Origin of the sequence: Cellulophaga geojensis KL-A, assembly GCF_000568425.1 — a bacterium.
In the GTDB taxonomy this organism is placed as follows: Bacteria; Bacteroidota; Bacteroidia; order Flavobacteriales; family Flavobacteriaceae; genus Cellulophaga; species Cellulophaga lytica.
In genome coordinates, this window is sequence record NZ_ARZX01000001.1 from 471,394 (window position 1) to 492,397 (window position 21,004).

14 protein-coding genes are annotated in these 21,004 nt (G+C 34.5%); 12 read left to right on the forward strand and 2 right to left on the reverse strand.

All coding sequences use genetic code 11. The features are described 5' to 3' along the window. Positions 1–94 precede the first annotated feature (94 nt). The 10 genes from KLA_RS02160 to KLA_RS02205 all read left to right on the forward strand — a co-directional run bounded on the left by KLA_RS02160 (position 95) and on the right by KLA_RS02205 (position 14,740). A complete protein-coding gene (locus tag KLA_RS02160) occupies positions 95–1,105 on the forward strand; it encodes an L-rhamnose/proton symporter RhaT (protein ID WP_034643255.1) in 1,011 nt (336 codons plus the stop codon). A gap of 81 nt (positions 1,106–1,186) precedes the next feature. Beyond that, entirely contained in the window at positions 1,187–2,353 is a 1,167-nt protein-coding gene (locus tag KLA_RS02165; protein WP_034643257.1) for a mandelate racemase/muconate lactonizing enzyme family protein, read from the forward strand. After that, positions 2,328–3,776, forward strand: coding sequence for an aldehyde dehydrogenase family protein (locus KLA_RS02170; protein WP_034643259.1), 1,449 nt, complete (start codon positions 2,328–2,330; stop codon positions 3,774–3,776). The genes KLA_RS02165 and KLA_RS02170 overlap by 26 nt, the downstream gene beginning before the upstream one ends. Then, a complete protein-coding gene (locus KLA_RS02175; protein ID WP_034643262.1) occupies positions 3,777–4,736 on the forward strand; it encodes a 2-dehydro-3-deoxygalactonokinase in 960 nt (319 codons plus the stop codon). It abuts the gene before it with no gap. Continuing rightward, positions 4,714–5,358: a bifunctional 4-hydroxy-2-oxoglutarate aldolase/2-dehydro-3-deoxy-phosphogluconate aldolase gene (locus KLA_RS02180; RefSeq protein WP_034643265.1), complete on the forward strand. Its 645-nt coding sequence runs from the start codon at positions 4,714–4,716 to the stop codon at positions 5,356–5,358. Before KLA_RS02175 ends, KLA_RS02180 begins: the two co-directional genes overlap by 23 nt. Before the next feature lie 23 nt (positions 5,359–5,381). After that, positions 5,382–7,439 (forward strand): DUF5696 domain-containing protein, encoded by a 2,058-nt coding sequence (locus KLA_RS02185; protein WP_034643268.1) that lies wholly within the window; start codon positions 5,382–5,384, stop codon positions 7,437–7,439. 7 nt (positions 7,440–7,446) lie between these two features. Continuing rightward, complete coding sequence (locus KLA_RS02190) at positions 7,447–10,677, forward strand: glycoside hydrolase family 2 TIM barrel-domain containing protein (protein ID WP_034643271.1); 3,231 nt, start codon at positions 7,447–7,449, stop codon at positions 10,675–10,677. Between the two features lie 10 nt (positions 10,678–10,687). After that, positions 10,688–11,008 carry a hypothetical protein gene (locus KLA_RS02195; RefSeq protein WP_034643274.1) on the forward strand — a complete coding sequence of 107 codons (321 nt, stop codon included), beginning with the start codon at positions 10,688–10,690 and terminating at the stop codon, positions 11,006–11,008. Positions 11,009–11,160: 152 nt separating this feature from the next. After that, positions 11,161–12,615, forward strand: a complete 1,455-nt coding sequence (locus tag KLA_RS02200) for a sulfatase (RefSeq protein ID WP_034643276.1) — start codon at positions 11,161–11,163, stop codon at positions 12,613–12,615. A 19-nt stretch (positions 12,616–12,634) separates the two neighbouring features. Beyond that, on the forward strand, positions 12,635–14,740 hold the full coding sequence (locus tag KLA_RS02205; protein ID WP_034643278.1) for a glycoside hydrolase family 127 protein: 2,106 nt from the start codon (positions 12,635–12,637) through the stop codon (positions 14,738–14,740). Positions 14,741–14,817: 77 nt separating this feature from the next. On the opposite strand, the gene KLA_RS02210 is transcribed toward KLA_RS02205, so the two are convergent. Then, complete coding sequence (locus tag KLA_RS02210) at positions 14,818–16,998, reverse strand: xanthine dehydrogenase family protein molybdopterin-binding subunit (protein ID WP_034643281.1); 2,181 nt, start codon at positions 16,996–16,998, stop codon at positions 14,818–14,820. A 1-nt stretch (position 16,999) separates the two neighbouring features. Further along, positions 17,000–17,458: a (2Fe-2S)-binding protein gene (locus KLA_RS02215; RefSeq protein WP_013621365.1), complete on the reverse strand. Its 459-nt coding sequence runs from the start codon at positions 17,456–17,458 to the stop codon at positions 17,000–17,002. Positions 17,459–17,750: 292 nt separating this feature from the next. Between KLA_RS02215 and KLA_RS02220 the strand changes: the two genes are divergently transcribed. Next, the gene (locus KLA_RS02220) at positions 17,751–19,403 is read left to right on the forward strand and encodes a sulfatase (protein WP_034643283.1); all 1,653 of its coding nucleotides are present in this window, start codon (positions 17,751–17,753) and stop codon (positions 19,401–19,403) included. 11 nt (positions 19,404–19,414) lie between these two features. After that, positions 19,415–20,899 carry a sulfatase gene (locus KLA_RS02225; RefSeq protein ID WP_034643285.1) on the forward strand — a complete coding sequence of 495 codons (1,485 nt, stop codon included), beginning with the start codon at positions 19,415–19,417 and terminating at the stop codon, positions 20,897–20,899. Positions 20,900–21,004 lie beyond the last annotated feature (105 nt).

Consider the following 21,004-nt stretch of genomic DNA (forward strand, 5'->3'; position numbering starts at 1 on the left):
TTCTATATTAAGGTTTCTTTGTGATATATAAATGAAAAGTAAATTCATAACTCTTCATTACTAACATCAACTAACACAAAAAACCACTCTAGAAATGAACACATATTCATTAGCTATTATCCTAGTAATATTTGCAAGTTTTTTTCAGGGCACTTTTGGCCTAGGAATGAAATATATAGCACCATTAAAGTGGGAAGCTTGGTGGCTAATTCAATCTTTTGTTGCAATGATAGCGGTACCTGTAATATGGGCTTTTATTGTAATTCCAGATCTGTGCGGTGTTATAGCTGCAACAGACTCTAACACATTTTGGACTGCTGCTCTGTATGGCTTTTTATGGGGAATTGGAGGTATCCTTTTTGGCGTAAGTGTAGAAAAAACAGGAATATCAATTACATACGGTATTGTAATGGGACTTGCTGCTTCAATGGGTTGTATTATTCCTCTATTTCAAATAGAAGGTGCTTTTTCTCAACCATCTTTCCCTATAATTTTGGTGGGTGTGCTATTACTTTTAGTGGGTGTAGCCATTACTGCTGTTGCTGGTGTAAAAAGAGACAAGCTTAAAAGTAGTAATAGCAATGCTACAAATAAATCTATAAAATTAGGTGTGTTAATTGCAGTTGCATCTGGTGTATTATCTGCTTTTTTAAACGTTGGTTTTTCTAATGCTGCTCCTGTAGCAAAAATAGCTGTAGAGAATTATGATGTTAGCACACAAAATGCAAGTTTGGCTTCATGGGTTGTTGTTTTAATTGGCGCCTTTGCAATGAATGGCGGTTATGCCATTTTTAGATTGATAAAAAACAACACTTGGAGCTCTTTTAAAGTTAATAACAGCAAAAAAGCCTATATGTGGGCTGTAGTAACTGGCATATTCTGGTTTGCCGCACTTGGTGTATACGGACAAGGAGCAGCATTAATGGGAGATTTAGGACCAGTTATTGGATGGCCAATTTTATTAGGCTTAGCGCTTATAATAAGTAATTTTTGGGCATACAGAGCTGGCGAATGGAACAATGCTAACGGTCCGTTTAGAATATTAATGGGCGGACTAGCAATACTTATCACTGCAATATGCATTTTAGGGTACGCTAATTATTAAATACACAACAACAACCATAATTATAAAAATACAACCCTAATTGTTTTACAAGCTTTTAGGCACTAAAAAATCCACTTTGGTATGAAAATAAAAAACATAGAACCTTACGTAATTAGCCACGAGTTGGATACACCCTTTTATTTTTCACAATGGCAATACAATACCAGAAAAATATGTCTTGTTAAAATTACTTTAGAAGACGGAACTTACGGCTGGGGAGAAGGCTATGGCCCTGCTGGTGTAATTAAAGCTGGTATAGAGTTTTTTAAACCTTTTATCATAGGAAAAAAAGCAATTGAAAACGAAGTTCTGTGGCAAGAAATGTACAGAAGGTCTATGGACTATGCCAGAAGCGGAAGTTTACAGGCTGCTCTAAGTGCTATTGATGTTGCCTTGTGGGACATTAAAGGTAAATTATTAAATAAATCGGTATCTGTTTTATTAGGCGGTTTAAAAAATCCCACCATACAACCTTATGCTACAGGCTTATATTTTACACGTGTAGACGATTTAGAAAAAGTGCTGATTTCTGAAGCTAAACTATACAAATCTCAAGGTTTTAAGGCAATAAAAATGAAAGTTGGCTTAAGCATAAAGGAAGACGTAAAATATGTTGCCGCTATACGTAAAGCTATTGGAGACGACATTAAATTAATGATTGATGCAAACCACGCATACAGTTACCAAGAAGCAATAGAACTGTGCAGAAAAGTAGAAAAATATAACATTTCATGGTTTGAAGAACCTGTTTCACCTGAAGATTATGAAGGGTATAAAAAACTACGTGAAAACACATCAATTCCTATTGCGGGTGGCGAGTGCGAATACCTAAAATTTGGTTTTAAAAGATTGCTAGAAAATAACTGTGTAGATATTGCTCAACCAGATATTTGTGCTTCTGGAGGCTTAACCGAAGCAAAAAGAATTGCTGCACTAGCACAGGCTTTTAACAAAGACATTGTACCACATTCATGGGGCACTTGGATTGCTATTAGCGCGGCCGCACATTTTGTTGGCAACCTAGATAAAAATCCAGGTAGAATGTATAATGACTTGCCAACAATGGAATTAGACAGGTCTGAAAATGCCCTAAGAGATATTGTCACTAAATGCGACCTTACTATTAATAACGGACTATTATGCGTTCCTAACACTCCTGGTTTAGGTGTAGATGTAAATATGGACGAATTGGAAAAGTACCTTGATAAAGAAACACATTACAATGAAAAAAGAATTGAAATTCGGTAACAAAAAACTGTATATAAATGGCGAGTTAAGAGATGCTTCTAATGGAGCGTCTTTTGATGTAATATGTCCTGCTGATGAAAAAGCTGTTGCTAACCTAGCATGGGCCAGTAAAGAAGATACAGAATATGCTTTAAAAACTGCTGAAGAAGGTTTTAAACATTGGTCTAACTTACCCATAAAAGAACGTTTAAACTGGATAGATAAACTAAGGAGTAAAATACTAGAAAAAAGCGACTTACTGCGCAGTAGTATAATGCATGAAATGGGAAAAACTTGGGAAGGCAGCGAAGAAGACCTTACAAGCATTACAAATTCACTTGAATATTACTCTAAGGAAATTACAAAACGTCACGATATAGAAATAGAAGACAAAGAAGGCACACACCAGCATAAAATTGTTTCTCAACCTTTAGGTGTAACCGTTGCTTTTTTAGCTTATAACTTTCCTTTACTAAATTTAGGTTTTAAACTTGGCCCAGCATTAGCTGCGGGATGCAGTATTATTCTAAAACCATCAGAATTCTCTCCTTTATCAGCATATATTATAGGAGAAATTTGTCATGAAATAAACTTTCCTAAAGGTGTAGTAACTGTTATCTGTGGTGATGTATCTGATGTAGGTATTCCATTATGTGAAAGCAAAATTCCACGTTTAATAACAATGATTGGCTCCACAGAAACTGCTCAAAAATTAATAGAGCAAAGCAGTAAAACATCTATAAAAAGGTACAGTATGGAGTGTGGCGGCAATGCTCCTTTTATTGTTTTTGATGATGCAGACTTAGAATTAGCCATAAATATTGGCGCTGCATTAAAGGTTGGAAACACAGGGCAAATATGCGTAGCTCCAAACAGGTTTTACATACACACTTCTGTTCTTAAAGAGTTTACAGAAGGTATGGTTGAAAAATTTAAAAATACAACTATTGGTTTTGGAAAAGAAAACAAACCAGAAATGGGACCACTAACCAACAAACAATCTGTAGAAAAAGTACAACGCATACTAAAACAAGCAGTAGCAGAAGGCGGAAAAATAGAATTTGGAGGAAATGCGTTAGATCAACCTGGATATTATTTTGAACCTACTGTAATAAGCCTAAATAACCCTAAAGCTCCAATTTTACAAGAAGAAATTTTTGGGCCAGTAGCTACTATTGTTCCTTTTTCTACTAAAGAGGAAGTTATAGAATACGCAAACAATACAAATGCAGGTTTGGCCTCTTATGTGTTTTCTAAAAACGAAGAAACTCTTCAATATTTTTCTGATAAGCTAGAGTTTGGAGAAGTGCAATTAAACGGAGTAAAGTACGATATTTACTTGCCTCATGGTGGTGTAAAAAATAGCGGAATTGGTGTAGACTGCTCTACATATGCATTAGATGATTATTTAATTAAAAAGAGAGTTTCAAAAGCCCTAAACTAAATGGCACTACCAAATTACTTTATTAGCTGCGATTGGGGAACTTCTAACTTTAGATTACGAGTTGTAGAAACAACTACATTAACAATTTTAGCAGAACACAAAACAGATTGCGGCATAAAATTGCTTTATGAAAATTTTTTAAAGCAAAGAGAAAAAGAACAAACTCATTTTTTTGCAGACTACTTAAAAGAACAGATATCTAGCTTGCCTAAAGAGCACCAAAAACATATAATTGTTGCTGCAGGTATGGCATCTGCAAATATTGGTTTGTTTGAGCTTAATTATGCAGACTTTCCACTTAACACCTGCGGAAATAATTTAATTTGGAAACATTTAGTCTTTAATAATAACATAGAAATACTTTTAATTTCTGGCGCAAAAACTAATTCTGGAATGATGCGTGGCGAAGAAATACAAGCAGTAGGGTTAGAACAAGAACTAAAACCGTATAAAAAAGGATTTCTATTATTACCTGGTACACACAGCAAACACCTAACTTATGATAACGGAATTTATACAGATCTAAAAAATTATATGACTGGTGAATTATTTGAGGTACTTTCTAAAAAAAGCATTTTAGTTAATTCGGTTAGCACTACCTCATCAACATTATTAGAAAAACCTTTTTTAGAAGGCGTTTCACTTGGACTGCAAGGACAATTAAGTGCAAGTTTATTTTCAATTAGAGCTAAAGATTTACTTCAAACCAAAACAAAAGAAGAAAACTACTTTTTTTTAAGCGGACTTTTAATTGGTGATGAAATTAGTTACTTAGAGCAGACTACAGAAAACATATTTTTAGTTGCTCCAGATCCGGTTTTTAGTCTATACAAGTTAGCGTTAAAACAAATAATTAATCCAAAACAATTAATTCTCTTAGATGATAAAGTATTAGAGAATGCTCTGTTGTTAGGTCAAAAGAAAATTTTATTACAGTATGAAAACAACAAAGCCCTTTAACTGGGAACTACATAACAAAGCACCAATTGTAGGTATTGTAAGAGGCTTACCTTTAGAGACGGTTGTAGGTATCGCAAAAGCGTATGTTACAGCTGGTTTGTCTACTATAGAAATAACAATGAATACTGCTGGTGCAGCAGATATTATTGCAAGAATACAATCTAATTTTTCTGATTTAAATGTTGGCGCTGGTACTGTTTGCACAATAGAAGATTACAATACAGCAGTTGCAGCTGGCTCTCAGTTTATAGTAACACCAATAATAAATGAAGAAGTAATAAAAAAAGCAGTAGCAGACAAAATTCCTATTTTCCCTGGTGCTTTTACTCCAACTGAAGTTTACAAAGCTTGGTCTTTGGGTGCTTCTGCCGTTAAAATATTTCCTGCTACGCAATTAGGCCCAACTTATATAAAAGACGTATTAGCGCCGCTTAATAATATTAAACTATTACCAACTGGTGGAGTATCAAAAGACAATATAAAATCTTTTTTTGCTGCTGGTGCTACTGGGGTTGGTATGGGTAGCTCTCTATTAGACAAAAAACTTATTAAAAATAACGACTTTAACGGCTTAACAGATCATTTTAAAAGCATTAAAGAAGAAATTAAAGCCTACATATAATTATTAATTTACAAGGACAGATTATGGAAATGATAAAAAAAATTACGGCACTTTGTATACTAACATTACTATTTTGTAGCACTTCTTTTGCTCAGAAAACTATAACATTAGAAGATAGCAAGATAAAAGTAACAGTAGAAAACAAAACTGGTAATTTTACTGTAACTGAAAAAACATCTGGTCAAGTATGGAATCCAGATCCTTGGGAAAATGCTGCTGGTTTACTAACACTTGTAGATAGCAAAAAAACTAAGCAGACAGTAAACATATCTAACAGTAAAAATATAGAACTTACTAAAAAAGGTAAAAATACTGTTGTAATAACATTTAGCAACCCTACTTTTAAAGATGGCTCAATAGCTAAAGGTGTTACACTACAAACTAAATTAAGTTTAGACACCAAAACATCTAAATTAAGAGTAGAAATTATAAGCTACACATCTAGCAACCACAAACTACTAAGTCTAAGGTATCCATCTCGTTACTTCAGTTTAAAAACCGACCAAGATATAGGTGCAGCTGTAATACCACAAAAACAAGGTATTATTTGTCCTTCTTATATTTTTCCTATGAATGGTGGTCGTTTTTGCAAATGGGATGACACTACCTACAACAACAAATCTATTGGCACATTAGAGCTTTTTAATAACGGTACTGGCTTATCTATGCCTTGGTGGGGAACGTACAATAAAAAATCTGCAGTAGTTGGCATTATTGATAAAGACGTAAGACCAAAACTATTTTTTAATATTAATAATAACGGTCAGTACTTATTTAATGCAGAAGGTAAAATGTCTACCTACCAAAGAGTACAGTTTTTAGATCCTGTATGGGACATATCAACACCCAACCAAACAATTGGAGGTATATCATATTCTTTTATCCCAAAAGGAGACTATGTAGATATGGCTAAAGAATACAGAAAAGAAGCTAAAAAACGTGGTCATTTTGTTTCTTTAAAAGATAAACTAGCAAGAAACCCAGATGTAGATAAACTACCGGGTTCTATCTACTTTGGTATTTACGGTGGTTATCCTCATTATGTAAATATGCCAGGAATGGCTTTTACTTTTAATGATTTAAAAGATATGATTACTACAATACACGACACCTTAAAAGTAGACAATGCTTTTATTCACGCTTGGGGAACTTTCTCTAACTACGTACCTAACAATTGGCCAATAAGCGAAGAACTTGGTGGCGTTAAAAAACTTAGAGAAGCTGTAGACCTAACTAATAAATATGGTTATTTATACTCATCATACCACTCCTACTCTGCTTTGTTAGAGAACGATCCAGATTTTTCAACTGAGTTTATGTGGAAAAATGAAAATGGAAAACTAGAAAAAACAAATAGTAGATGGGGACGTGTAGATGCTAAGTACCAATTAGGCTTAGCTAAAAAACATCTTGAAGAAGAAATAAAAACATTAAACCTTAAGGCAGATATTACAGATATTACGTTTGCTGCCTACAGAGAACAAGGCAAAGAAGGCCGTATTGCGTTAGCCAAATATCTAGACTCCTTAAACCTTGTAAACGGCACAGAACACGGACAAGAAGCTTGGATTCCGTATTTTGATATGTTTGAAGGCTTGACATACCTTGGCAATCCTCCGCTTTCTACTATTTCTAAAAAAGCCCCACTTTTTAGTCTTGTATACCATGATGCTATTGCAGTTTTTGGAAAAATACAAGATCCTGACAATGAGGTTACTAATAATGGTGATTTTAGAATTAAGTCATTACGCAGCATACTTTTTGGTAGAGGAACAACTATTTTCTTTGCTCCGTATGAGTTTAATGGCATGGCAGATATGATTAAAATGGCTAACAAATTAGTAAGCCCAATACATAAAGAAACATTTTATGCTGAATTGGAGAGTCACGAGTATTTAAGCAAGGATTTTAAAGTACAACGCACAAAATTTTCTAATGGAACAACTGTAATTGTTAACGTAGGTAACGTAGACCAAAAAATAAAAAACGGACAAACAATTCCTGGTTACGGTTATTATGTTACCAGAGAAAACGGAAAAATAAATAAAGGAAGTTTTAAAGTTAGCTTACTACAAGAATAATCATTTTATGAAAACCAATTTAACGCTATTGTTTTTGCTTGTTTTATTAAGCAAATTTGCTAGTGCTCAAAACAACTGGGAAAACGAGCATATTTATGAGGTTAACAAAATGGAAGCACGCGTTGCCAGTTACTCTTACAAAAACTCAACAGACGCATTAGAAGGCGACAGAAACAAAGCAAGAGTAAAGTCTTTAAATGGCATTTGGAAGTTTAAATACACTGCTAAATCTACAGATAGACCAACAGATTTTTATGCTGCCAATTTTAAAGGTGAAGACTTTGCAAACATTCCTGTACCATCTAATTGGGAGTTACAAGGTCACGGGCAACCCATATACACAAATATTACGTATCCTTTTACTCCCAATATACAAGACCCAAATTTAAAGTACGGATGGCGAGGTCCACAACCTCCAATTCCACCTAAAATATATAGAGATAACCCTGTAGGTAGCTATTATAGAGATTTTAAAATTCCTGAAGAATGGAAAAATCAATCTGTAATTCTTCATTTTGGAGGTGTATCTTCTGCTTTTTATGTTTGGGTAAATGGCAAAAAAGTAGGTTACAGTCAAGACAGTCGTTTAGCTGCTGAGTTTGATATATCTGCTTATATAAATCCTAATACTACAAATAGAGTTGCAGTACAAGTGTTTAGGTGGAGTGACGGTAGTTATTTAGAAGATCAAGATATGTGGCGTTTAAGTGGTATTCACCGTGAGGTATTACTATTAGCACAACCCAAAATAGCAATTAACGACTTTTATATTAAAACTAAGTTTGATGCCAATATTGAGGATGCAAAATTGCAAATTAGACCCAAGGTTTGGATAAAAGAAAATAAAACCAATTTACAAAACTGGACTATAACAGCAATGTTATTTAATGCTGATAAAAAAGAAGTCTTAGACAAAGAAATTTCTGTACCTGTTAGTACTGTTTTTAATGAAAGGTGGCCCGCAAGAGATATCACAAAATTTGGCTTATTAGAGGCAAATATTAGAATGCCAAACAAATGGTCTGCAGAAAATCCGTATTTATACACCGTAGTTTTAAATGTAAAAGACCCTAACGGAAAGATAGTAGAATCTAGGAGTCAGAAAATAGGCTTTAGAAAAGTTGAGTTTAGTAAAAAAAATGAACTGTTAATTAACGGAAAAGTTGTAAAACTTATGGGTGTTAATAGGCACGACCACCACCCAACAAGAGGTAAAGCATTAACACGTGAAGATTTACGCAAAGATGTAGCGCTAATAAAACAATATAACTTTAATGCTGTACGTACATCTCACTATCCAAACGACCCATATTTTATAGAACTTTGTAACGAGTATGGTATTTATGTTATGAGTGAGGCTAATATAGAAACGCACCACCTAGGTAGTTACATACCACAAACACCGTCATGGACAGCACCTATTTTAAGTAGGGTTTACCGTATGGTAGAACGCGATAAAAACAACCCAAGTATTATATCTTGGTCTTTAGGAAACGAGTCTGGTACTGGCCCTGCTTTTGCAGCTGCCGCTGCTTGGATAAAAGATTATGACAGCTCTAGATTTATACATTATGAAGGCGCACAAGGAGACCCAAACAACCCTGCCTATATAGAAAACGCAGGCTTTACCTCTAACAATTGGCCTAGTATGGCCAACCCAACAGACCCAGCGTATGTAGATGTTATAAGCAGAATGTATCCAGATCACGAGCAATTAATAAATTTAGCCAATAGCCCACATATTAACAGACCAATTGTAATGTGTGAGTATATGCACGCTATGGGAAACTCTATGGGTGGCTTAGGTGAGTTTTGGGATATTATAAGAGCTAAACCAAATTTAATTGGTAGTTTTATTTGGGATATGGTAGACCAAGGGTTAGAGAAAAAAGACCCAAATGGCAATATCTTTTATGCTTATGGTGGCGACTTTGGTGATGTGCCCAACGACCACAATTTCTGCATTAACGGTGTTTTTGCTTCAGACAGAACTCCAAACCCACACGCGTGGGAGGCAAAATATGTTTTTCAGCCAGTGGCTTTTGAAGCTGTAGATTTAGCAAAGAAAAAAGTACGAATTATAAATAGGTTTTCCACAACCAACTTAGATAAGTACACCATTAAATGGAGTGTTTTTGAAAACGGTAAAGAGTTAGAATCTGGAGAGCTTGATAGTCAAGATATAACAGCTTCTTCATCTGCCATAGTTACAATCCCTTTTAAAAGCAATAATCTAAAAAGTAATTCAGATTATTGGCTACGTTTATCAGCACACGAAAAAACAGATCGTTTGTGGGCAAAAAAAGGTTATTTAATAGCAAAAGAACAGCTTAATATAAAAACCAAAAAAGCTACATCAACTTACACATCAAGCTCTAATAACCATATTACTACTTTAGAAACCGATAAGACAATTACAGTCAAAGGCACAAAATTTTCTGTGTCAATATCTAAAGAAAACGGACAATTAGCATCTTACAAAACAGAGGGTAAGGAACAGGTTATTTCTCCTTTAAAACCAAATTTTTACAGACCTCCTATAGATAACGATATTAGAGGAGCAAGTAACAAAGTGCTTAAAAAAGGAAGACAGTTTTGGAAAAATATTATAGACAGTGTTAAAACAACTAAAGTTACAATTAGTAAAAAACACGAAAAATTTATTGAAATTACATCTGAGCAATACATAAGTAAAAAACTTAGTTTTAAAACCTCATTTACAGTTTATAATGATGCTACTGTGCTAATTTCTTTTAGCACCCAAGCTAGTAAATCTTTACCAACTCCTATTAGAATTGGGCTAACAATGGGTGTTAGTAAGCAACTAAAAAACACTAGTTATTACGGTAATGGCCCGTATGAGAATTATAGTGATCGTAAACGTAATTCTGAAATTGGAGAATATCATACCAAAACAGATGCTATGTTCACCAATTATGTAATGCCGCAAGAAAACGGTAACAGAACAGAAACGCGTTGGCTAAAATTAACTAATAATAAAAAAAGTGGAATAGCCATAATAGGAATGTCAGAATTTAGTTTTTCTGTTTGGCCGTACTCATCAGAAAATATAGAACAAGCAAAACATCCTTATGAGCTTACTCCACAAAATTATTATACACTAAATATAGACTATGCACAAACTGGTTTAGGAGGCACACTATCTCACTTATTACCAAAATACACATTAAAATCTGGCGAGTATAATTTTCAATTTCTTATTCAGCCATTACAATAAACTTAAAATTATGGATTACAAATTTAGTCACATAGGCATACCCACCACAGAAAATAAAAACTGGGACGGATTTTACGAGCCTGGAAAAATACACTATACAGAATTTAACAAGGATGAGTATAGTATAGAATGGGTAAAGTTTGATGCTGATAGTCCAATGCCAGAACTAATGCGTACTGTACCACACGTAGCTTATTTTGTAGATAATATGGAAGATGCTTTACAAGGCAAAGATATTTTAGTTAATACTTTTTCTCCTGGAGAAGGTGTACGGGTAGCTTTTATAAAACACAACGGTTCTCCTGTAGAATTTATGGAAGTAAAAGAATAACATACTTGGTGTATACAAGTCAATTATTAACCTTAAATACTACAATAGGGTTAAAATAATACCATACCTAGGTAATTTGCATTAATCACGATAAGCAATTTTTCATTTAATTTGTTCCAAGTCACTCATTTTTAACAATGATACACAAAGAGATGAAAAGAAATTTAATTTTTATTCTACTACTAACAGTAGCAATTAACCTTAATGCACAAGAAAAACCAAATATCATTTTCTTGTTTTCTGATGATGCTGGTTACGCAGATTTTGGTTTTCAAGGCAGTAAAATAATGAAGACTCCTAACTTAGATAAACTAGCTAAATCTGGAGCAAAGTTTACACAAGGCTATGTAACCGACGCCACTTGCGGGCCGTCTAGAGCAGGCTTAATTACAGGAAAATACCAACAACGCTTTGGGTATGAAGAAATAAACGTGCCAGGTTATATGAGTGCAAACTCTAAATTTTTGGCAGATGATATGGGCTTACCCTTAGACCAATTAACCATTGCAGATTATTTAAAAAAACTAGGGTATAAAACTGCTATGTACGGCAAATGGCATTTGGGTGACGCAGACCGTTACCACCCTACCAAAAGAGGTTTTGATGAGTTTTACGGATTTAGAGGAGGTGCCCGTAATTACTTTGGTTACAATGATGTTTCTAAAGCAAACTTAGACAACAGAATGGAAAGAGGCTTTGGTAATTACCAAGAACCAACAGAATACGTAACAGATGCATTAGCCAAAGAAGCAGTTTCATTTATTGAAAAAAATAAAGGCAATCCTTTTTTTATTTATTTAGCCTTTAATGCGGTACACACACCAATGCAAGCAACTAAAGAAGACCTAGATAAATTTCCTAATTTAACAGGAAAACGAAAAGAATTAGCCGCTATGACTTTAGCCTTAGATAGGGCTTGTGGCACTGTTTTAAACAAGTTAAAGGAACTTGGTTTAGACAAAAATACAATTGTTGTTTTCTCTAACGACAATGGCGGACCTACAGATAAAAATGCATCATTAAACTTACCACTAAGCGGCACAAAATCTAACCATTTAGAAGGCGGCATTAGAGTTCCCTTTTTAATAAGTTGGCCAAAACAAATAAAGTCTAAAACTGTATACAATTATCCGGTAAGCACACTAGATTTACTCCCTACTTTTTATGCAGCAGGTGGTGGCAATATTGCAGATTTAAAAGATATAGATGGTGTTGATTTACTGCCGTACATTAACGGACAAAACAACAGCAGACCACACAATACTTTATTCTGGAAAAAAGAAGTACGCTTAGCTTATAGAGAAGGTGACTATAAATTAATAAGATTTGCAGATAGACCTGCAGAGTTGTATAATTTATCTACAGACATTGCAGAGCAAAATAATATAGCATATAAACATCCAGAAATGGTAAAGTCTATGTTCAAAAAAATGTTTGAATGGGAATCTAGCCTTCAACGTCCATTATGGATGCTTAAAAGATCTTTTGAAAATTATGACATAGACCGTATGGACCGTTACAGAACTCCAGAAATGGTTAAAAAAGAAATGGAACAATACGCCATCCCTTTAAAAGAAAGTAAAGGATATAAAAAAAAAGAAAACTAACTATAACTCAACTTAATATATGAAACACATTACAATTTTGGCATTTAGCGCACTTGTGCTTGCTTCGTGCGGCCAAAAAGAAAAAACTAATGATACCGTTATTACTGCTAATACAGAAAGTAAAGATTTGGCTTTAAATCTAGACCCTAATGCAGGCATTATTAACAATGCTAATAGTCCGCATGTTGCTTTTAAAAGTATAGATATGGGAGACTGTCAGTGGACAGAGGGTTTTTGGGCTGATAAGTTTAAAATTGCTGAAACAAAAATGGTTCCTTATATGCGTAGTTTATTAACCGGTGATACTGGCCACGCGCTTAACAACTTTAAAATTGCTGCCGGCTTAAAAGATGGTGAGCACAAAGGAATGCATTGGCATGATGGTGACTTTTATAAATTTATGGAAGCCACAATGTATGTTTATGCGCAAAACAAAGATGAAGCTTTACTAAAAGAAATAGATAGCTATATAGACATTATAGGAAAAGCGCAAGAAAAAGATGGCTACCTACAAACTCAAATACAGCTAAATGAAGATAGGTCTAGGTATGAAAACAGAAAGTTTCATGAAATGTACAATTCAGGACATTTATTAACAAGTGCATGTATTCATTACAGAATTACTGGTCAGACTAACTTCCTAGACATTGCCGTTAAACACGCAGATTTGTTATACTCTTTATTTATGACAGATGATGAACGCTACGGTCGTTTTGGATTTAACCAAACTCAAATTATGGGCTTGGTAGAACTGTACAGAACTACAAAAGACAAGCGTTATTTAGAATTGGCTGAAAAATTTATAAACAACAGGGGTGCCTACAAGGTTGCAGAAACACCAGAAACCAAAGGATATCCTATTGGGGATATGGTACAAGAACGTACTCCTTTACGTAAGTCTGATGAAGCAGTTGGCCACGCCGTTTTAGCATTGTACTACTACGCAGGCGCAGCAGATGTATACGCAGAAACAGGAGAGCAAGCCTTAATTGATGCTTTAGATAAATTATGGATGAATGTTGCGCTTAAAAAAATGTATGTAACTGGCGCTGTAGGCCAAACTCACTATGGAGCATCAACCAACAGAGATAAAATAGAAGAAGGTTTTATAGATGAATATATGATGCCTAATATGACTGCCTATAACGAAACTTGTGCAAATGTTTGCAACTCTATGTTTAGCTACCGTATGTTAGGCGTACACGGAGAATCTAAATATGCAGATATTATGGAAACCGTATTGTACAACAGTGCATTGTCTGGTATTAATTTAGAGGGAGACAGGTATTACTATGCCAACCCACTTAGAGTAATTCATGGCTCTAGAGACTATGATAAAATGAACACAGAGTTCCCTACAAGACAAGCTTATTTAGACTGTTTTTGTTGTCCTCCAAACCTGGTACGTACCATAGCAAAAGTATCGGGCTGGGCTTATAGTAAATCTAAAAATGGTATTGCCGTAAACCTTTATGGTGGCAACACACTAAAAACAACACTAACAGACGGTTCTAAAATAGAATTGAAGCAAGAGACCGCTTACCCTTGGAATGGAGATGTAAAAATAACAATGCAAGAATGTAAAAACACTCCTTTTGATATGCTTGTTAGAATTCCTGATTGGGCAGAAGGCACAAAAGTTTTTGTAAACGGAAAAGATGCTGATGTTACTGTAAAAGCAGGTGAGTTCACTACTATTAATCGTGAGTGGAAAAAAGATGATGTTATACGCATTGCAATGCCATTAGACATAAACTTTGTTGAAGGCCATGAACGTATTGAAGAAGTGCGTAACCAAGTAGCAATAAAAAGAGGTCCGCTTGTATACTGTGTAGAGTCGGCAGATTTACCAAAAGATACTAGTATTTTAGATGTCTTTATTAAGGGTGATGCGTCTCAATTAAAATCAGAATATAGACCAGACTTTTTGGGTGGTGTATCTGCTATAACAGGTAATGTTTTATTACGTAAAGACGCTGCTAAAACAGATAAAATGTACCATAAAGTAAACAAGCCACAATGGGAAAAGTACAATACTACATTTGTACCATACTATGCATGGTCTAACAGAAATAATGAAAAAGAAAGCGAAATGACTGTATTTTTACCAGTTGTTTGGGAGTAAGATTTAGTTTTTATTAGTAAAAAAAGGGGATAAGTTTTACAACTTATCCCCTTTTAATTTGTGTTAATTATAGTGTATTAAACTAACTTATAATCTTTAAGTGGTAATGTTCTATATCTATTACCTGTTGCTTTAAAAATTGCATTTACAATAGCTGGTGCAATAACTGGCACCCCTGGCTCACCAACACCTGTTGGTTTTTCGTTATTTTCTACAATTTCTATATGTATGTTTGGTGCTTGTGGCATACGTAACATTTGGTAATCACCAAAATTGGTTTGTTCAATAGCGCCATCTTTAGCAGTAATTTTACCATAAAAAGCCAAAGACATACCAAAAATAGCAGCACCTTCCATTTGTGCGGTAATTGTATTTTTATTTACAGCCAAACCACAATCTATAACAGAATGTATGTTGTGTACTTTTACTTTATTATTTATAACAGATACCTCAACCACAGATGCAACATAAGATAAAAAACTATAATGTACTGCAAGCCCCATTGCATGTCCTTCTGGTAATTTTTTACCCCAATCTGCATTTTTAGCAGCCTGCTTTAGCACGTGTTTTAAACGAGCAGTATCATACTTATATTCATTTTTAGTATCTTCAATGCGGTCACTACCAATAAGATTTAATCTAAACTCAAGCGGGTCTACTCCTGCTTCATTAGCTAACTCATCAGCAAAAACATTAATAGCAAAACCGTGTGGTATGTTTATAACAGAACGCATCCAACCAATTCTAACATGCGCTGGTGCTTCTCCTGTTTCTACCTGCATATTAGGAATCTCAAAAGGTACGTTTGTAGCACTAGCAGCTTCAAAAGGAGCAGGATCTACAGTTCCCGGAGCAAAAGTAGACGCTATAGAAGGCAACGCAAAACGATGCAACCAACCAGTTACTTTTCCGTCTTTATCCAAACTACCTTTCATATATTGTGCTGCTATAGTATGGTAATAACTATGTTGTATATCATCTTCACGTGACCATACAACTTGTACAGGAGCGTTAATTGCTTTAGAAACGGCTGCTGCTTCAACCACATAATCTGGCTTGGATTTTCTACCAAAACCACCTCCTAAAAACGTAACATTAACAGTTACATTTTTTTCATCTGTTTCTAAAAAAGCACTAACTTCTGTTCTTGTACGCTGTGGTTCTTGTGTTGGAGCCCAAACTTCGCACGTATTCTCTTGTACCCAAACAACAGCATTAGGCACCTCCATAGGTGTATGCACTAAATGTGGTAATTGGTATGTACTTTCTATAGTTTTTGTTGCAGATTTAAATGCAGAATCTACATTACCTACCGTTTTAGCAACCTTTCCTTTTTTCTGCACATTGGCTGTTATCTGCTTCATATACTCTTCAGTATCATAATTAGCATTTGCACCAAAATCCCACTCTACTTTTAAAGCCTCTTTACCTTTAAAAGCAGCCCAAGTATTTGTAGCAACAACAGCTACACCTCCTAATGGACCAAAAGGTTTTTCTACCCTAGGAATTTCCACAACATCTAAAACACCTGCAATTTTTAAGGCTTCAGTTTTATCAAAAGATTTTACTGTACCAAAAGTAACTGGGCAACGTTTTATAGCTGCAAATTTCATATTATCTAAACGCTTATCTAAACCAAAAACTGCACTTCCGTTAGATAAGTTTTCTACATCTTTACTTGGTAAATATTTACCAATAAATTTAAAATCTTTAGGATCTTTTAAAACAACATCTTTAGGAACCTCTATAGTTTTAGCAATCTCTACAAGTTCTCCAAATCCTATTTTTTTTCCACTATTACTTATAACAAAATGGTTTTCTGCTTTTAGTTCTGATGTAGAAACCTCCCATTTTTTAGCTGCTGCTGCAATTAAAACTGCCTTTGTAGCGGCTCCAATTTTACGCATTTCTTCATACAAAAGACGTACACTTTTAGAGCCATCTGTATTTTGATCACCGTACTTAACATCACCTACAGCCTGCTTTATACTTACTCTATCCCAATCTGCCTCCATTTCATCTGCAATAACAGACGTTAAAGAAGTACGCACACCTTGACCCATTTCTGATCTAGACGCTACTAAAATTAGATTTCCATCAGAATTAAGCTGAACAAATAAATTAGGATTAAACTCTATTACTTCTTTAGGTTCACAGCCAATAAAAAGTGTTGTTCCAGAGGCAATTATTAATCCGCCTGAAGCCAAACCTAATCCTTTTAAAAAACTTCTACGACTTACATTTTTTACATCTTTCATACTAGCCTTTGTTTTTTAATTCAACAGAATGGTTTATAGCCTTTTTTATACGCGGATATGTACCACAGCGGCAAATATTACGCACCATAGCATTATTTATATCTTCATCAGAAGGGTTGCTATTACCGTTTAACAATGCAGTTGCTGTTATTAATTGCCCAGATTGACAAAAACCACATTGCGGAACATTATGCTCTGCCCAAGATTTTTGTAATAACTGAAGATTTTCTGTCTGTCCCTCAACTGTAATTAATTCATTTTCACCCACAGCAGAAACAGGAAGCTGACAAGAGTTTACCGCATTACCATCCATTAAAACCATACAAGCACCGCAAAAACCTTTTCCGCATCCAAATTTAGTTCCTGTAAAACCTATAATATCTCTTATTGCCCATAACAAAGGCATTTCTGGATCTACATCTATCGTATGTATTTCTCCGTTAATTTTTAGTTTGGTCATAAATCCTATATTTAGTTTTGTAAAGATGTCTATGTTTTAAATTTAAGCAAAAATAAGCACAACAAACCGCTATAATTAACCTATTAACACTTTATTTTACCAACAAAAGTAAAATTAAACATACCCTAAAAACACTTTTAAGGTACCCAAAAAGCAATGGTTACTCATTAAAATAATACAAGTATAAACAAATAGGGTAAAATAGTGCAACGCAAGGATAAACTAAAAGAACATTTAATTGCTTGTTTTAGGTTATTTTGATAGCACTTAATATTAACTTTTGAAATACTAAATGAGATACGCGCAATTAATATTACTACTTTTATTTATAAGTAGTTGCCAATCACAAAAAGAGACAAAAAAAGAAATCAAAAAAAAGCCAAATATTTTATTTATTGCTGTAGATGATTTACGCCCAGAACTTGGCACTTACGGTTCTAAAATTGCCATTACTCCTAACATAGACGCTTTAGCTAGTAATGGCTTACAATTTAATAATGCCTATTGCCAAGAAGCAATATGCAGCCCTTCTAGAGCTAGTTTAATGACAGGAGCCAGACCAGAAAGCATAAGCGTAGTAGAAAACTTCACCTATTTTAGAGATGCTAACCCAGATATTGTAACACTACCTCAGCAATTATGGGCAAACGGATATGAAACCGTACACACAGGCAAAATTTACCACGGAAAATACAATGACCCTAAATTATCATGGAGTAGAAAACCTGTGCCACATAGCCAAATGAGCGCTAGTAAAAAGCCAAAATTTGGCTTTAAACTACCAGAAAACATAAAATTGCATAAAGAAAATAGCGCTGCTATGGTAGCCAAGTACGGAGAAAATGCATTACGTAATGGACTAGGTAAAGGTCCGGCTTATGAGTTTGCAGATTATCCTGATAATGAATATGAAGATGGTTATAATACAGACCTTGCAATAGCAACTTTAAAAGATATGCTAAACAAAAACCCTAATAAACCATTTTTTTTGGGATTAGGAATGAAAAAACCACATTTAGACTGGCAAGCTCCAAAAAAATATTGGGATATATATAATGAAGATGATATAAAATTGGCTCAACAAAAGCAAGGTCCAAAAGACGGGGCTGCTATGGGGTTACACGCTTCGTTTGAGTTAAGAGCTAGAGCAGACATTCCTAAAAAAGGAGATATTACAGATGAACAAGCAATTAAATTAAAACACGCATATTTAGCCTGTGTAAGTTATATAGATGCACAAATAGGACGTATGTTAAAAGCCCTAGAAGAATCTGGACAAAGAGACAACACGATAGTTATATTATGGAGTGACCACGGTTGGCACCTTGGTGATATGGGCATTTGGGGCAAAGCAACAAACTATGAAATTGCAACAAGAGTGCCTTTAATAATTAACACTCCCAATATGCCAAAAGAAATAAAAGGCAAAAAAACAGATGCCTTAGTAGAGCTTGTAGATATGTACCCTACTCTTTGTGATTTAGTAGATGTAGCAGTGCCTAACACAGTAGAAGGACAAAGTTTTAAACCATTATTAAGCAACCCAAATTTAGATTGGAAAAAAGCTGTTTTTAGTCAGTTTCCTACACCAGCGTTAAGAGAATGGGCTGCTAACCCATTATCTAAAGGAATGAAAGAAACATCTTTTGGCCCTTTAATTGAAGAAGTTGAAGAAAAGATAAAAAAACAACAAGGAGATAAATGGAATAGAGATTTGTTTGAGAACAAATTAATGGGCTACTCTATGCGTACAAAAGAATATAGATTTATTGTTTGGAAAGATTATAAAACCAAAAACGCAAAACCTATTTTTATTGAACTGTACAACCATTTAAACGACCCTAACGAAACTATAAATATAGCTAAAGAAAATCCAGAGATTGTAAAAAAGCTACTTGTACAATTTAACAAAGGTTGGAAAGGCAATTTAGCACAACTTAACTAAGTATTAAGAGTATGATTTTTAATAAAAACTCAAAGACACTTGTATTAGCAGTTTTACTAACTGCATTAAGCTGCAACAACAAACCTAAAAAAGTTGCCCAAGCAGCAACAGAAGTTAAAACAGAAACAAAACAACCTAATATTTTATTGGTTCTTTGTGATGATTTAGGATATTCTGATGTTGGTTTTAATGGCAGTACAGATATTAAAACACCAGAATTAGACAAACTAGCAAATGCAGGAACCATATTTACATCGGCTTACGTAGCACATCCTTTTTGTGGACCAAGTAGGGCTGCACTATTAACTGGTAAATATCCGCATACTATAGGCTCACAGTTTAATTTACCTGCTAACGGAGAATCTTTAGGCAAAGGAATTGATACCAACGAGCAATTTATAGCTAAAACATTACAAGAGTCTGGCTATTACACAGGAGCTATTGGAAAATGGCATTTAGGCGCCACAGAAGAGTTTCATCCCAATCAACGTGGTTTTACAGATTTTTATGGCTTTTTAGGTGGAGGGCACAATTATTTTCCAGAACAATACCAAGCACAGTACCAAAAGCAAAAAAAAGCTAAGAAAAAAATAATTAGAGATTACATACTTCCGCTAGAACATAATGGTAAAGAAGTTAAAGAAACAGAATATTTAACCGATGCTTTTTCTAGAGAAGCATCTCGTTTTGTAAAAGAAGCGTCAAATAAAAAGAAACCGTTTTTTTTATACTTGGCATACAATGCACCGCACGTACCACTTGAAGCAAAAGAAGAAGATTTGGAAAAATTTTCAGCCATCAAAGATAAAGATAGAAGAACTTATGCTGCTATGGTTTATGCTGTAGACCGAGGGATTAAACAAATAGTAAACACTTTAAAAGAAACAAATCAATTAGAAAATACACTAATTATCTTTTTAAGTGATAATGGAGGCAATACAGATCATGGCGCTACAAACAATCCTTTACACGGAAGAAAAGGAGATACTTGGGAAGGTGGTTACCGCGTTCCTATGTTTATGTATTACCCAAAAAATATTGCAAAAGGGCATAAAAACAACTTCCCTATTACAAGCTTAGACCTTTACCCTACATTAGCTCATATAGGAAAAGCAAAGCTTCCTGACAACAAAGTTTTACACGGAAAAAATGTTTGGGAATCTATACTAAACAACAAAAACATACACAAAAAAGAAACGTTGTTTGCTATGCGACACAGAGAAGGCTATACAGATGTAGCTGCAAGAAAAGACGAATGGAAAGCATTAAAAGTTAGTAAGCAACCTTGGAAACTATTTAAAATTACGGAAGATATAGGCGAAAAAAAAGATTTAAGTGCTACACACCCAGACATATTAAAAGGGCTTGTAAACGATGCAGAACAATGGAGTAAAACACACACAGAACCACTGTGGTTTGACCCAACCTATTTGCAAGAAATGTGGAAAGACAGCACAATGGCTACTTTTAATAATACCTTTGCATTACCTAAATAAATACAAACATATATTTTAATACAAACTCCTTATACTACTAAGGAGTTTTTTTACGCCTACTGTTAGGTGCTGTAAACGAAACAATTAACGCTCTAAAAATTAATT

Coding starts and splice junctions, on each gene's coding strand:
- KLA_RS02200 (WP_034643276.1), top strand. CDS start 11,161: ATGAAAAGAAATTTAATTTTTATTCTACTACTAACAGTAGCAATTAAC.
- KLA_RS02220 (WP_034643283.1), top strand. CDS start 17,751: ATGAGATACGCGCAATTAATATTACTACTTTTATTTATAAGTAGTTGC.
- KLA_RS02185 (WP_034643268.1), top strand. CDS start 5,382: ATGGAAATGATAAAAAAAATTACGGCACTTTGTATACTAACATTACTA.
- KLA_RS02190 (WP_034643271.1), top strand. CDS start 7,447: ATGAAAACCAATTTAACGCTATTGTTTTTGCTTGTTTTATTAAGCAAA.
- KLA_RS02225 (WP_034643285.1), top strand. CDS start 19,415: ATGATTTTTAATAAAAACTCAAAGACACTTGTATTAGCAGTTTTACTA.
- KLA_RS02160 (WP_034643255.1), top strand. CDS start 95: ATGAACACATATTCATTAGCTATTATCCTAGTAATATTTGCAAGTTTT.
- KLA_RS02215 (WP_013621365.1), bottom strand. CDS start 17,458: ATGACCAAACTAAAAATTAACGGAGAAATACATACGATAGATGTAGAT.
- KLA_RS02165 (WP_034643257.1), top strand. CDS start 1,187: ATGAAAATAAAAAACATAGAACCTTACGTAATTAGCCACGAGTTGGAT.
- KLA_RS02180 (WP_034643265.1), top strand. CDS start 4,714: ATGAAAACAACAAAGCCCTTTAACTGGGAACTACATAACAAAGCACCA.
- KLA_RS02175 (WP_034643262.1), top strand. CDS start 3,777: ATGGCACTACCAAATTACTTTATTAGCTGCGATTGGGGAACTTCTAAC.
- KLA_RS02195 (WP_034643274.1), top strand. CDS start 10,688: ATGGATTACAAATTTAGTCACATAGGCATACCCACCACAGAAAATAAA.
- KLA_RS02205 (WP_034643278.1), top strand. CDS start 12,635: ATGAAACACATTACAATTTTGGCATTTAGCGCACTTGTGCTTGCTTCG.
- KLA_RS02170 (WP_034643259.1), top strand. CDS start 2,328: ATGAAAAAAGAATTGAAATTCGGTAACAAAAAACTGTATATAAATGGC.
- KLA_RS02210 (WP_034643281.1), bottom strand. CDS start 16,998: ATGAAAGATGTAAAAAATGTAAGTCGTAGAAGTTTTTTAAAAGGATTA.